8 protein-coding genes are annotated in these 15,378 nt (G+C 63.7%); 1 reads left to right on the forward strand and 7 read right to left on the reverse strand.

The genetic code is table 11. The annotated features are described in order from the left end of the window. The coding region (locus ACODTW_RS03560; RefSeq protein ID WP_488944524.1) for an SAM-dependent methyltransferase at positions 1-1,293 on the reverse strand (1,293 nt) is incomplete at its 3' end. Positions 1,294-1,486: 193 nt separating this feature from the next. On the opposite strand from ACODTW_RS03560, the gene mobA reads away from it, so the two are divergent. After that, on the forward strand, positions 1,487-2,158 hold the full coding sequence (gene mobA, locus ACODTW_RS03565) for a molybdenum cofactor guanylyltransferase MobA (RefSeq protein ID WP_488944525.1): 672 nt from the start codon (positions 1,487-1,489) through the stop codon (positions 2,156-2,158). Here the strand turns inward: mobA and ACODTW_RS03570 are convergent. From ACODTW_RS03570 to ACODTW_RS03595, 6 genes are all read right to left on the reverse strand, one after another. Next, complete coding sequence (locus ACODTW_RS03570) at positions 2,136-4,574, reverse strand: ABC transporter permease (protein WP_488944526.1); 2,439 nt, start codon at positions 4,572-4,574, stop codon at positions 2,136-2,138. The two genes, mobA and ACODTW_RS03570, sit on opposite strands and share 23 nt — an antisense overlap. A 45-nt stretch (positions 4,575-4,619) precedes the next feature. Next, complete coding sequence (locus ACODTW_RS03575; RefSeq protein ID WP_488944528.1) at positions 4,620-7,067, reverse strand: ABC transporter permease; 2,448 nt, start codon at positions 7,065-7,067, stop codon at positions 4,620-4,622. A 32-nt stretch (positions 7,068-7,099) separates the two neighbouring features. After that, on the reverse strand, positions 7,100-9,568 hold the full coding sequence (locus ACODTW_RS03580; RefSeq protein ID WP_488944530.1) for an ABC transporter permease: 2,469 nt from the start codon (positions 9,566-9,568) through the stop codon (positions 7,100-7,102). Between the two features lie 16 nt (positions 9,569-9,584). Next, positions 9,585-12,077 carry an ABC transporter permease gene (locus ACODTW_RS03585; RefSeq protein WP_488944531.1) on the reverse strand — a complete coding sequence of 831 codons (2,493 nt, stop codon included), beginning with the start codon at positions 12,075-12,077 and terminating at the stop codon, positions 9,585-9,587. 86 nt (positions 12,078-12,163) lie between these two features. Next, positions 12,164-14,641 carry an ABC transporter permease gene (locus tag ACODTW_RS03590; RefSeq protein ID WP_488944532.1) on the reverse strand — a complete coding sequence of 826 codons (2,478 nt, stop codon included), beginning with the start codon at positions 14,639-14,641 and terminating at the stop codon, positions 12,164-12,166. 25 nt (positions 14,642-14,666) lie between these two features. After that, positions 14,667-15,347 (reverse strand): ABC transporter ATP-binding protein, encoded by a 681-nt coding sequence (locus ACODTW_RS03595; RefSeq protein WP_488944533.1) that lies wholly within the window; start codon positions 15,345-15,347, stop codon positions 14,667-14,669. Between the last annotated feature and the right edge of the window lie 31 nt (positions 15,348-15,378).

The raw sequence follows: 15,378 nt of genomic DNA on the forward strand, positions 1-15,378 counted from the left end.
CTGCTCCGACGGCTCGTTCATCTCCGCAACGTCGTTCTGCTCCGACGGCTCGTTCTGCTCTGCGGCGTCGTTCTGTTCCGCTGCATCATTCTGTTCTGCCGCATCGGCGCGAACCGGCACGCTGGACAGGGGGACGGCCTGAACCTGATCCGCCTGACGAACGATCTGCAGGGCAACCGCATGCAGGGGGGCCGCCGTGCGGCCGGTCAGCGCCGCCTTCTCCTTGTCGGTCAGACCGGCATAAAGGCTGACATACGTGGCCGGGTCACGACGATAGGCGTCCTCTGCATCCGGATTGGACGCCATTTGCGTCATCATGCGGTACAGGATCTTGGAGGTCCGGCGTTCATAGCCACCCAACGGCTCCCGCTCCAGACGGGCAATGGCATCAATCTCAAACGGGCCGTATCCGGTGGGAGAGGCGGCAGGACGGACATCGCCGGGATTGCTGGCCATGCCGCCCGCCGGCGACATACCCATCTTTTCCGCCATATCCTGATCAAGCGGCAGCATATCCTTGGGCGGCAGATACAAGGTGCAGGCCGGATGCACGGATGCGCGTACAGCCGGGTTGCGGTACGCCTTCAGCGGACGCCGGATGATCTGGCTGTCCAGACCCGGGAAGGTGGCACCGACATAATGGTAGGACGGGTGGTCCTCGCCATAGAGTTCGATCAGGCGTTCAAACAGGATGGCGCGCTTATTGTTCTTGAAGCCCTTGACCGAATAGAACCGGTCACCGACCGAACCGACCTGCAACACCACCACATGGCTGGAAGTCACGACCGGCCGGTTGCGCAGCAGCATATCGGTGGCGTCCAGGATCTGGCAGCCATTGAATGACGGGTCGATGCGCAGGTCCGCGAACAGATAATCGGTCGAGGATATCCCCGGCAGCATCTGCGTGCGGTGGCCTTCCTTGCGGGCAATCGCCAGCGCACGACGGGCCGGCGAAACGAAAAAGCCCGGGTGACCGTAGAAAACGGCCGTGACCCGCTTACCTTCACGCACGGCGCGCAGGATGATCTCGGCCATCTGCACGTATGTCACCATACGGCGCTTATCCTCGCCATAGTGCAGTGCAAGATTATATGCGTTCGGATTCAATTCACGGATGAAACTGGCCGTCACACCGTCGGGAACCCCGAAGAACACTGCGTCGGCGTCGCGGATGTGCCCGATCGCCTCCTGCGTGAAGTGGGAAATAGAACGAATTCCAGTACCGACCACGGTCAGACTGCCATGGGTCTGACCGGCGACAAGGGGTTTGAACAGGTCAATGGAATTGGGCATCGTTAGGTTCCCTCTGGATGGACGGCGGACGCTGACGGGCTTTCCAAATGGGCTACGCCAAAAGGCGACAAGACCCTATCGCATTCAGGGCTCGAATGCATTCCGTTAAATTAGAGGTAGTGGATTTGCCATACATCTCAGATTTGTTACCGATTGGTGTTTCTCACTGTTACCGGGCAGCGGGAACCTGAGAATGAACGCCGACGCTGAAAAGAGACTAGGGCCCGTCGGTCTGATCCTGGCCGGCGGCTGGGCCAGCCGTCTGGGTGGCGGGGACAAGGGCCTGCGGGAAATCGATGGCCGGCCCTTGATGCAGCGGGCCTTTGACGTATTGACTGCCTGTACCGACCGCGTGGTTGTCAGCGCCAATGGACCGCCTGGCCGCTTCGATGAAAAGCCCTGGTTGTCCGACACCATCATCCTTGCTGACAACCTGCCCGACCGGCCGGGGCCGCTGGCCGGCATTCTGGCAGCGATGGACTGGGCGGCGACAAATGAACCGGGTCGCACGGATATCCTGTGCGTCCCATGCGATACCCCTTTCCTGCCTTCCGATCTGTTCGCCCACCTGTCAGCGGGCCGGATGGCGGCGGGCACCCGCGTCGCCATCGCCGCCAGCATGGACGAAACGGGGAAATGGCGGCGACACCCCACGATCGGACTCTGGCCCGTCGATCTGCGCGATGACCTACGCCAGGCCCTGACCGGGGAGAATTTGCGCCGCCTTGGACTTTATGCGGACCGCCATGGTGCGGCCCCGGTACGGTTCCCCCCGGGACCGGGGGGTATCGATCCGTTCTTCAATGTAAACGGCCCGGACGACCTCGCCCGGGCCGTTTACATCACTCGTAGCGCAAGGCCGTGATCGGCTTGGCCGCGGCAACACGGGCCGCATGGCCGGCCACCGTACCCCAGGCAATGACCAGGGAAACGGCCCCGACGGCGACGAAGACCAGAGGGTCAAGGTCGATCCGGTAGGCGAATCCTTCCAGCCAGCGCGACAGCCAATACCAGGACAAGGGCCAAGCGATCACGGTCGCGATCAGGACCGGACGGGAGAATTGCCAGACCAGCAGCCGGACCAGTTGCGGCGCACTGGCACCCAGCACCTTGCGGATGCCGATTTCCTTGGTACGGCGCTCGGCTGTGAAGCTGGCAAGGCCGAACAGGCCAAGGCAGGCGATGATGACAGCCAGACCGGCGAAGGCGGCGAACAGCTTGCCCTGTCGGATATCATCGGCATAAAGCGCATCGACCCGTTCGTCCAGGAACTGGCGGCGCACCGGCACCGTGGGCACCATCTCCCGCCACAGGCTGTCGATGCGGTTCAGGACGGCGGGCCCGGCATCGGACCGGATGCGGACCATCAGCGTATCCGCCTCCGTCGGGGACGCTTGATAGATGCTGGCCACGGTGTTGTTGCGGGCCGACTTATATTGCAGGTCGGCCACCACACCGATCACATGCAGCGTGATGTCGCCCTGATCCTCAGGATAAAGCAGGGTCTTGCCAATCGCCTGATCCGGCGTGTTCCAGCCCAATTGCCGCACCGCCGTCTCCGAAATGACCGCCGCGGCCGTCCTGCCTTCCACCGGCGCACTGCCCTCCGGCACATTCTTGGCTTCATCGGTGCCATAGGCGCGGTCGAAGGAACGGCCCGCCAGCATGCGGGCTCCCAGCACTTCGAAATAGCCGTAATCGACGGGATCCGTACGGATGGTCAACTGTTCCCCCCGTCCGTCGTCGGTGCGCACATAGGTGGAGGTGCGTTCCGAATTGTCTGATGGCGCCCAGGGTGCACCGGCGACCGCCACCACGCCGGGATCTGCGCGCAACCGGTTCTTCATCGTCTCCAGCTGGGGCAGAACGGCCGGATTGCCAACGCCGCGCAGCAGCACGACATTCTCCTTGTCGAAGCCCAATTGCTGACTGCTGGCGAAGCGGGTCTGCTGCAAGACGACCAGGGTTCCCACCGATAGACCGATCGCCACGGCAAACTGTGCGACCACCAGGGCGGTGCGCAGGCGGCCGCCACCCACACCCGCAGATTTGTTGGCGCGCAGAACCTCTGCCGGCCGGAACGCGGACAACACCACGGCCGGATAGACCCCGCCCAGGAGACCGAGCGCCACGGACATGGACAAAACCATGCCCGCCATCAGCGGCATGGTTGAAAAGGCCGGATCGATCTTCACGCCCAGCGCCTGCTGGAACGGAGCCAATGCCAGTTCCACCACAGCCAGGGCCATCAGACCGGCCAGCAGCGTCAGCATCAGCGACTCACCCAGGAACTGGACAATGATCAGCGATCGCCGGGCACCGAGCGTCTTGCGCAAGGCCACTTCCCGTGCCCGCATGGTGGCGCGCGCCGTCGCCAGATTGACAAAATTGATGGCGGCGATGGCCAGGATCAGTGCGGCAAGTGCCGACAGCCCCGACAGGACGGCGATACTGATCCCGGGCTCGCCGCGCAGCGGATGGGTGTGCACCTCCAACAGCGGCTGAAGCGACAGCTCGACCCGATAGCCTGTGCCGTCACTCTGTGACGGGCGTGTGCGGGTAATGAAGTCCTTCAGATCGGCCTGCAATCGGGCCACATCGGTGCCGGGCTGAAGCTGCACATAGGTCGTGATCCAATGGTTGTTCCAGCTCTCCCGGTTCCGTTCCAGAAGCCGCAGCGGCGTCGAGATGGAAACCAGCGCTTCCACCTGATCCGACACATTGGCAGGCGGATCAGCCATCACGCCCGTGACCGTCAGCACGGGACCGGACTCCAGTTGCAGGGTTCGTCCCATGGGATCTGCATCACCGAACAGCTTGTTCGCCACAGCGCGGGTCAGGACCGTGCTGTTGGGTTGCGTCAAGGCTGTGTCCGGGTCACCCGCCAGCAAAGGCCAGTTGAACATCGCCAGATAGTCAGGATCGACGGGGTTGAACAGCTGATACAGGCTCTCATCCCCACGACGCACGATTTCCCGCGACCGGCCGACACGAACGACCCTTGTCACCTCGGAGAATGCCTGTTTCAAGGCAGGGGTCAACGGCATGGACTGAGCACTGGTCGGGGAGGGTTCCCGCCCCGGCAGATATTCGGTTCGCACCATCCGCCATACCTGGTCCGCACCGCTAAACATCCGGTCATAGGATAGTTCGTGGCGGACGAAGAGCAGGATCAGCAGCGCCGCCGCCAGCCCGGCCGACAGGCCCACAATGTTGATCCCCGTATAGAGGCGGTGGCGCAGCAAGTTGCGCAGTGCCACCATCAGCCAGTTCCACAGCATGATCCCCTCCGCTTCCCACGGGCTGCATGTTTATGACGCCCGGAATTATTCGTAACGCAACGCATTGACAGGCTTTTCCGCAGCCACGCGCACCGCATGACCGGCCACGGTCACCCACGCGATCATCAGCGCCCCCAGCCCAACCGCCGCGAACAGCAGCGGGCTCAGTGCGATGCGGAAGGCGAACCCTTCGAGCCAGTGATGGAGCGCGATCCAGGTCAATGGACACGCGATCAGATTGGCGATCAGGACAGGGCGGGAGAATTGCCAGACCAGCAGGCGGGCGATATCGGCCACACTGGCCCCCAGCACCTTGCGGATGCCGATCTCCTTCGTGCGGCGCTCGGCCGTGAAGGCCGCCAGACCATAGAGGCCCAGACAGGCGATGACGCCCGCCAGCCCGGCGAAGACGGCGATGACCGTGCCCTGTCGTTTCTCCACCTCGTAAAGCCGGTCGATATTTTCGTCCAGGAAGCTGCGGCGGATGGGCTTGTCGGGCACCATCTCCGCCCATTTCCGGTCGATCATCGCCAGCATGGCCTTCTGGTCGCCGGGTGCCAGCCGCACGATCAGGACGCCCCGCTGGCTCTGGTCGATGGTGAACAGCACCGCGTCCGGTTCAAAATGGGCCGTGGAAAACCGGATATCCGCCACCACACCGACAATGGTCAGCACCTCTTCTCTCCCACCATTTTTCGAGACACTTCCCCGGATTTGCAGACCCAGCGCCGCCACCGGGTCCTGCACCCCCAGCTTCGGCAGCATGGCGCGGGTGATGACGATATTGGCGGCCGGCCGGTTGGCCCTATCCGTCATCAACCGCGTGATATCATTGGAATGGGCGGGGTCGAACAGGCGACCGGCCAGCAGGGTGGCGCCCAGCGTTTCCAGATAGCCGAAATCCACCGGCTCCACCCGCAGATGGGTCGGTGTGCCCTGCCCCGGCAGGCGGAGTTCGCTGACCCCCACCGACCCGTCGGCCGGGGCCCAGGCCGCCAATGCGGCCGACCGCACGCCCGGCAGGCGCAGCATCGCGTCACGCATCCGGTCCAGAGGGGCGGCGGCGCCCTCCCGATCATCATGGATCAACAGCACATTCTCGCGGTCGAATCCCAGTTGCTGCGTGGCGGCGTGCCTTGTCTGCAAAAAGACGACCAGGGCCCCGATGGTCAGGGCGACGGCGATGGAGAATTGCAGCACGACCAGGGCGGCGCGCAATCGCCCGCCGCCTGCCATCTGCCCACGGGCCCCCATTGCCGGTGCCACCCGCGACAGCACGATGGCCGGATAAAGTCCGGCGGCCAGGCCCAGGAGCGGCGGGAACAGCGCCAGTCCCAGCAACAACACCGGATCGGCAAATGGGTCGCCGGGCACGTCGACGTCCAGTCTGGACAGCAATGGCAGGACCAGTTCCATCGCGGGCAAGGCCAGCAGCCCGGCCAGCATCGCCAGCAGCACGGATTCCGTCAGGAACTGCATGATCAGGGCGAAGCGCCCCGCGCCCAAGGTCTTGCGGATACCAATCTCCCGCAGGCGCAGGGCGGAGCGGGCCGTGGTCAGGTTCACGAAATTGATGCCCGCGATCAGCAGCACCAGCGTCCCGATCAGCGCCAGTGCCTGCACCATGGCAACCGGCATCCCCGCCTCACCCCCGATCGGGTGCATGCGGATATCGGTCAGGCGCTGAAGATTCAGAGTGAAGGAGAAGCGACCCTTGGCTTCTTCCGGCACCACATAGTCGGGAACGATGGACGGCAGCGCCGCCTGTATCCGTTTCTCCATATCCGCCGGATCAATGCCGGGTGACAGCAGCAGATATGTGGTCAGCCAGGAGTTATGCCAGGATTGCTGGCGCTCCCGGTAATCCCTGTCGCCCTGGTCACTGGTGCTGGTGGCAATGTTGGTCAGTACGGTCGCACGCAGGCTGGAATTCCGTGGCGGATCGGCGATAACCCCGGTCACTGTCAGCATGCGGCCGCTCTTCAGTTTCAGGGTCCGGCCCATCGGGTCGGCCTCGCCAAAGAATTTGCGGGCCGCCGTTTCGGTGATGACCGTGTCGCCGGGCCGGGCCAGGGCCAGGGTCGGGTCGCCCCTGCGGAAATCCAGGTCGAACAGGCGGGGATAGGAGGGGTCCACGCGGACGGCGTTCTCAACGAACTGCTGACCATCGTCCCGATCAATCATCGCCTGGAACCTCTCGACGCGGACCATCTCCTCCACACCCGGCAGATGTTCCAGCAGGGCGGGCCCGACCGGCAGGCCCGTGGCACTCCCCCGCCAGGGCGGCATGCCCGAGATCTGGTCCGTCCGGTTGACACGCACGATGCGGTCGGCTTGGCGGTGATAACCGTCGAAACTGGTTTCAAACCGGACCAGCGTGGCGATGATCATGCACACAGCCATGCCGACCGCCAGCCCCAGGACGTTGATCGCCGTATAGAGCCTGTGGCGCATCAGATGGCGCCACGCGGTCAGTATCCAGTTCCCCACCATGGCCCCTGCCCCTCACCGGCCGATTGTATCGCTCACTCGTGCCGCAGCGCCTTGATGGGCGGGGCCATGGCCGTCATGGCCGCATGACCGGCGACTGTCGCCCAGGCGATCAGCAGGGCCCCGCCGCCAGCCAACGCGAAATAGAACAGGGACAGATCGACCCGCTGGTCGAACCCGTTCAGCCATTCCCGCAGCAGCCACCAGGCCACGGGCCAGGCCAGCAGGTTGGCCAGCATGACGGGACGGGAGAATTGCCAGACAAGCAGGGCCACGATCTGCATCACCGTGGCGCCGAATACCTTGCGCAAGCCGATCTCCCTGGTCCGCCGCCGGGCGGCGAAGCCCGACAGGCCATAAAGACCCAGGCACGCCACCAGGATGGCCAGACCGGCAAAGGCGGCGAAGATGGTCGCCTGCACCCGCTCGTCATTGTACTGGGCGGCGATCAGATCCTCGACAAAGGCGGCGTCGAACGGGCGGTCGCTGATCAGGCGCCCCCATATGCCCTGAACCTGGGTCAGCAGCGCCGACGGGTCGCGTCCATCGAAGCGGACCGACATGACCCGATATTGCCGCTCGTTCTGGAACATCACCGTCGGCTGCACGCCATATTTCAGGGATCGGAAACGGATGTCCGGGATAACACCGACAATGGTCAGTTCGAATGGCAGGTTGGGGCCGAAACTGGTCAGCAGGGTCCGTCCCACCGCTTGTCGCGGATCGGTGATCCCCAGGACACGCGCCGCCGCCTCGTTGACAATGGCCGATGCATGCCCGGCCTTGCCGGCCTCCGGCATCCGAGCCTGATCGGCACCGAAGGATTGGCTGAACAGGCGGCCGGCCACGGGTGCGACCCGGTACAGTTCCAGGAACCCATCACCCAGGCTCTGATAATTCAGGACTTTCTGCTGCTCACCGGCACCGGCCAGGGTAAAGCCGGTATTGTTTTCCCAATTGTCGGTGGGCACGTCCGACGACAGGGCTACCTCCCGCACGCCGGGCAGCCGGCGGATTTCTTCCATCAGGGTCTGGCGGGTCGGTTCGAAGCCGGCCCCACCCAGATTACGCAGCGCCAGCACATGCGTGCGGTCGAAACCCAGATCGGCCACCGTGGCGAAGATGGTCTGGCGATAGACAACCAGGGTGATGATCGACAGGCCGATGGCGACCGCGAACTGCATCACCACCAGCACACCGCGCAGCCGTGAGCCGCCGCTATCGGCCGCATCCTCGCCCTTCAGGATGCGGGCCGGCTGGAAACCGGAAAGGTAGAGCGCCGGGTAGGCGCCGCCCGCCAAGGTCACCAGCAAAGCCAGACCGCAAAGCGACACCAGGAACGACGGATCGGTCAAGGGCAAGGACAGTTCCTTGCCTGTCACCCCGTTGAAGGCGGGCAATGCCACTTCCATCAGCACCAGGGCCGCGACGATGCCGGCCAGCACCAGCAGCCCGCCTTCGGTCAGGAACTGCGCCACAAGCCCGGCGCGGCGCGCGCCCAGCACCTTGCGCACCGCCACCTCGCGCCCGCGCAGGGATGAGCGGGCGATGGCCATGTTGGTGAAGTTGACCGATGCCAGCGCCAGGATCAGCAGCGCCACCAGCGACAGGGCCGCCACCAGGCCGGCATCGCCCGGGGCTTTCATGTCACCCATGTCACCCGCCTGCTGCCTTGCCTGCAGGCGGATGTCCCGGACAGGCATGAAGGACTGGGAATAGCTGTCCGACGTGCGCACCCCCTGGGCGTTGGGCGGCATCAGCCGATCCAGGAAGGCCGCATTGTCAGCGGCCAGCACGGCCACGTCGCCGACATTGCGCAGCTTCAGATAGGTATAAACATTCACCGAGGTCCAGGTGTCGAAGATGTTGGGCAAGGCAGCCCAACGCGTCGTCACGATGGGCACCAGCATCTCGATCTGCAAATGGCTGGCACGCGGCAGGTCATGGATGACAGCCGTCACCCGGTGTTCATAGCGTTCCTCTGCGATGCAGCAGAGGGTCAGGGTGCGGCCGATCGGATCGGCATCACCGAAATATTTACGGGCCGCACTCTGCGTCAGCACCAGGGCGGAAGGGTCGGCCAGCGCCGTGGACGCGTCGCCGGCCAGGAACTGGAACCCGAACATGGACAGCGCCGCCGGATCGGCGAAGGTGACCTGCTGGGCGATGGCCTGCCCATCACGCAGGATGGAGGTGTCGAAGGACGCCAGCCGGGCCACCGCCTGCACCTGTTCCGGGTAGGCGTTGGCGAAGGCCTCCGCCATGCGGCCCGCCGAGCGTACCGTGCGGAAGGGCGCGCGCCCCGGCACATTATAGGTGCTGTGGACGCGCACCACGCGGTCGGCATCCGGCACCTGGGCGTCAAACGACAGCTCGTCCCGCACGAACAACAGGATCAGCAGGCAACTGGCCAAACCGATGGCCAGACCCAGGACATTGATGGCGGTATAGGCCTTGTGCCGCAGCAGATTGCGGACGGCGACGATGATCCAGTTGCGCAGCATGTTCCCCTCCCCCTTCTTATTCGTACCGCAATGCCGTTATGGGCTTGGACTGGGCCACCCGCGCTGCGTGCAGGCCGACCGTGACCCAGGCAATGGCCAGCGCCACCGATCCGGCCGCCAGGAACAGCAGCGGGTTCAGATCGATCCGATAGGTGAAGTCCGACAGCCAGCGATCCATGCAGAACCAGGCCACCGGCCACGCGATCAGGTTCGCCACCAGCACGGGCTTGGAGAACTGCCAGACCAGCAGCCGGACGATGTCCGTCACGCTGGCACCCAGCACCTTGCGCAGGCCGATCTCCTTGGTGCGGCGTTCGGCCGTGAAGCTGGCCAGGCCATAGAGGCCCAGACAGGAAATGAAGATGGCCAGACCTGCGAAGGCAGCGAACATCTGCGAGGTCTTCTGCTCGCGTTGGTACTGGCTGGCGATGTTGACGTCGAAGAAGCTGCGCTCGATCGGGCGGTCGGGGACCAGTTCGGTCCAGATATGATCGATCCTGTCCACGACCGCCTGCATCTGCCCGGCCTTGACGCGAACGGCCATGGCATGGTGACGGCCTTCGTCGCTGATATACATGACGGCGCGGATCGGTTCATGGACGGAGCGGTAGTGGAAATCCGCCACCACGCCGATGACCGTGCCCATCAGGAAAGTGGTCATGTTATCCATGATCTTCACCTGCTGACCCAGCGCCGCCGCCGGACTTTCATAGCCCAGGGTCTTGACGGCACTTTCATTCAGCACGACGCCCATGGGCAGCAGCAGTTCCTTGGTGCCTTCCGGCGGCGGCTTGTTCTCTTTCATCCAATCCGGACGCTGGACCAGATCGGTGGTCCGGGTCCGGTCGAAGGCACGGCCGGCGACCATGCGCATGCCCAGTGCCTCAAAGAAGCCGGGGCCGACACTGTCCTGGCGCATGACATGGTTTTCGGGCTTGGTCCCGGTCAGCGGCGTGATCATGGTGTTGTTTTCGCCACCATCGCCGGGGATATGGCCAGCCACGCCGACACCGGCGACATTGGGATCAGCGCGCAGCATGTCCATGAAGGTCTGCGTCTTCTCCCGCACGCCTTCATCCTGGAAATGGCCGATGATCACGACATTTTCGGTGTCGTAGCCCAGGTTCTTGTGCTGGGCATAGATGAACTGGCCATAGACAACGGATGTGGCGACCATCAGGGCGATGGAGATGGCAAACTGCACCACCACCAGCATGGAACGCAGCCGGCCGGACCCGCCGCCGGTCCCTGCCCCGGCACTCTTCATCGTCTGGGCCGGGCTGAAGGAGGAGAGCAGGAGGGCCGGATAGGCCCCCCCACCGACACCCACCAACAGGACCAGCCCCAGCAGCACGGGCAACAGCACGGGGTCACCCCGAAAATCCAGGACAAGTTGCTTGCCCACGAAGCCGTTGAAGCCCGGCAGCGACAGTTCCACCAGCGCGACGGCCATGATGAGGGCGAGCAGCGCCATCAGCACGCTTTCTCCCAGGAACTGCGTCACCAGCTGGCCCCGGCTGGCACCCACCACCTTGCGCACGCTGACCTCCCGCGCCCGCTGGGTGGCCCGCGCCGTGGCCAGGTTCATGAAGTTGATGCAGGCGATAACCAGCACCAGAAAAGCGACCGCCGTGAAGGTGGTCAGTTCCGTACCGCTGATACCCGGCGTCACGTCGCCAGCGGTCGGATCGGTATGGATGCTGGTCAGCGGACGCAGATCGGGAAAGGCCAGGGTGGAAAGATCGATGGGGCCATCCGGTGTCTGGATCGGCGTGAAGGTGCGCTTCACCCAATCCGGGATGCCGGCGCGCAGCGGCTCCACCGAAGCGCCCGGCTTCAGCCGGAAATAGGTCATGCCGCTGGAATTGCCCCAGTTCTTTTCCTGGTCGATCATCCAGGTGCCGGCGGGATGGCCCATGGGCAGCAGCACGCCGAAATCCAGATGCGTGTTGCCCGGCAGGCGGGCCACCACCGCCGTCACCTTCAGCGCATGCTTGTGGTCCAGGGTCAGGGTCTGGCCCAGGGCCGGCGCATCGCCGAAATACTTCCGGGCCATGTCTTCGCTCAGGACCACGGAATAGGGATCGGTCAGCGCCGTGGCGGCATCCCCCGCCAGCAACGGGAAATCGAAGATCAGGAGGAAGCTGGCATCGACCGTATGGGTCCATTCATAGAATTGCCGGTCGCCGGTAGAGATGATGCCCCGGCTCTGGATGAAGCGGGTGAAATCCTGCACGTCCGGATGGGCGTTCTTGAAGGCGGGACCGAACCCCATCTGGGTATAGGCGCCGCGTTCCGGTTTGCGGCCCGGCACCCGCCATTCCAGGGTGACCTGATAGATCCGGTCGGCATCCTTGAAGAACCGGTCGTAGCCCGTCTCATTCCGCACAAACAGCAGGATCAGCAGGCAGGCGGCCAGCCCCACGGCCAGGCCCGACAGGTTCAGGACGGCGTGCAGGCGATGGCGCAGCAGATTGCGCAGCGCCACCATCATCCAGTTACGAAGCATTTTATTCCCCCCTCTTGGCAACCCCGTCCCTGAACAAGGGCGCCCCTGCGGACCCGGTCCCCACCGGACCCGCAAGGGCGCGTCGCTTACTCGTACCGAAGCGCCGTCACCGGCTTGGCCTGGGCCACGCGAGCGGCATGCAGACCGACCGTCAACCAGGCGATCAGCAGGGCCGCACCACCAGCCGCCACAAACAGCAGCGGGTTCAGATCGATGCGGAAGGTGAAGCCGTTCAGCCAGTCATTCATGAAGTACCAGGCGACAGGCCAAGCGATCAGATTGGCGATCAGCACCGGCTTGGAGAATTGCCAGACCAGAAGCCGGACAATGTCGGGCACCGAAGCCCCCAGCACCTTGCGCAACCCGATCTCCTTCGTCCGGCGTTCAGCCGTGAAGGAAGCCAGACCGAACAGGCCCAGGCAGGCGATCAGGATGGCGAGACCCGAGAAGGCCGCAAACATCTGCGAAGTCTTGGCCTCCCGCTCATAAAGCCCCTGGATGCGGGTATCCAGGAATTCACGCCGAATGGGCCGGTTCGGAAACATGTCGCGCCAGACACGGTCCACCTCGACCAGGGTCTTCTGGACATCACCGGGACGCAACCGAACCAGCACGTCGGAGAAGGCACCGCGGTCGATGAAGAACATCGCCGGCGGGATCGGGTCGTGGACGGAACGGAAATGGAAGTCGGCAACAACCCCAATGATGGTGAACTTGTTGGTACCATCATCGTCGGCACCGGTTTCGAACTGCTTGCCCAGCGCCTCTTCGTTGCTGGTGAAGCCGAGACGCTTCACCGCCGCCTCGTTGAGGATGATCGAACCCGAATAGACCTTGGCATCGGCAGCAGCGGCCTGGGTCGGATCGGCCAGCGGCGGCAGCTGATCGGCCGGGCGGGAACGATCGAAATCTCGGCCCGCGACAAGATTGAGCCCCAGCGCCTTGACAAAATCCCAGTCCACGGTGGCCTGTCGCAGAACCAGCATCTGGTCCGGGTTGGCCCCAGGCAGGCGTACATTGGTGTTGTTTTCGTTACCGTCCCCGGGCGTCACGTTGGTCCCGGCGACCGCACTGACACCATCCAGCTTGGCCAGCGCATCGGTCAGCGTCTTCTGACGTTCCCGTTCAGTGGCGCGCGGAAAGCCCCGGACGATCAGGGTGTTTTCCTTCTCAAAACCCAGATTCTTGTTCTGGGCGTAGAGGAGTTGGCCATAGACCACGGCCGTGGCAACCATCAGCGAGATGGAGATGGCGAACTGCACCACCACCAAAGCCATGCGCAGCCGGCCCGAGCCGCCGCCAACGCCGGAAGAGGAGCCCTTCAGTACAGCGGCGGGGTTGAAAGAGGACAGGAAGAAGGCCGGATAGGCGCCGCCCGCGACACCGACCACAGCGGCCAGACCCAGCAGGGCCGGCCCCAGAACGGGATCGGTGAAAAGATTGAAGGTCAGCTTCTTGTCCAGGAAGGCGGAGTAGGCCGGCAACGCCAGTTCAACCAGTGCGATGGACAGGACCAGGGCGACAACCGTCAACAGCAGCGATTCACCGATGAACTGCATGATGATCTGGCCACGGCTGGCACCGACCACCTTGCGCACACTGACCTCGCGGGCACGCTGGGTGGCGCGGGCCGTGGCCAGATTCATGAAATTGATCGATGCGATCGCCAGGACCAGCACTGCCACGGCGGCGAAGGTCAGGATTTCGGCGTAGGAGGTGGCCGGCCGCATGGAGGACATGACCGGTTCGGTATGGATATCCTTCACATTACGCAGCCGCGGCGTGAAGATTTCACCCAGCACGACATTTCCGGTCGGGGAATTCAGGGTCGGCGCCGTCGCCTTGAACCAGGCCGGCATGCGCGCGCTCAGGGCCGCTCCGTCGACACCCGGCTTCAGGCGGATATAGGTTTCGCAGCAGACCCCACCCCAATTGGTCTCCATCGCCCGCATGGCCTGACTGACCGCCGCATAGGGACGGACAATCTCCAGATTGAAATGCGTGTTCGACGGCATGTCCTGCATGACGCCCGTGACCTTGACCGGACCATATCCGTCAATGTCCAGCGTCTGGCCCAGCGCTTCCTGGTCTTTGAAATATTTCCGGGCGACGCTCTCGGTCAGGACGATGCTGTTGGGTTCATCCAAGGCCGTCATCCGGTCGCCACGCAGGAACGTGAAATCGAACATGCGGAAGAAGTCGGGGTCGACCGCGCGGCCCATTTCGGAGAAGCTTTCCCCGCCATGCTTGATGACCAGGCTGTTCTGGACCACGCGGGCCGTCATCTCCACTTCCGGCAGCCCTTCCTTCATGGCGGCAGCCAGCGGCAGCATGGAAACGGCGAAATGATCGACCTGACGGCCCGGCAGCTGGGCCCGGAAGGCCACCTGATACAGCCGGTCACTGTCGGCGAAGAACCGGTCGTAGGAGGTTTCGTTGCGAACGAACAGCAGGATCAGCACGCATGTCGCCAGGCCGACAGCCAGCCCGGTGACGTTGATCGCCGAATAAAGCTTGTGTTTCAGCAGGTTGCGTATCGCAACCATCAGATAGTTCTTCAGCATGGCAAGCGCCCCCCGGCACGGATCATCAGGCTGCGCGCAGGTTCTCGGCCACGACCTGGCCATCGAACAGGTTGATGATGCGCGTCGCGTACTGGGCATGCGGCATGGAGTGGGTGACCATGACGATCGTTGTGCCTTCGGCATTCAGGTCGGTCAGCATGCGCATGACCTCGTCGCCATTGGCGCTGTCCAGGTTACCGGTCGGTTCGTCCGCCAGCAGCATCTTGGGCCGGGCGACGACGGCGCGGGCAATGGCCACGCGCTGCTGCTGACCACCGGAAAGCTGCTGCGGCAGGTGGCCCTCGCGATGGGCGATATTCACCTTTTCCAGCGCCGCCTTCACCCGCTCCTTGCGCTCGCGCGCGGGGATGTCGTGATAGAGCAGCGCCAGCTCGACATTCTCGAACACGGTCAGTTCGTCGATCAGGTTGAAGCTCTGGAAGATGAAACCGATATTCTTCTTGCGGATATCGGCCAGCTTGCGCTCCCCGTACTTCGACACATCCTCTCCGTTGAACCAATATTGGCCGCCGGTGGGTGTGTCCAACATGCCGACAATGTTCAGCAGTGAGGATTTGCCGCAGCCCGACGGGCCCATGATGGCCACGAATTCGCCGGTCCGGACATGGATATTCACGGAATTCAGTGCGGTGGTCTCCACCTCTTCGGTACGGTAGGCCTTGACCAGATCAACCAGCTTCAACATTTTCCACTCCCCTTTGCTATCCCTTGGAAAA

It is taken from the genome of Niveispirillum sp. FG148, assembly GCF_057809655.1.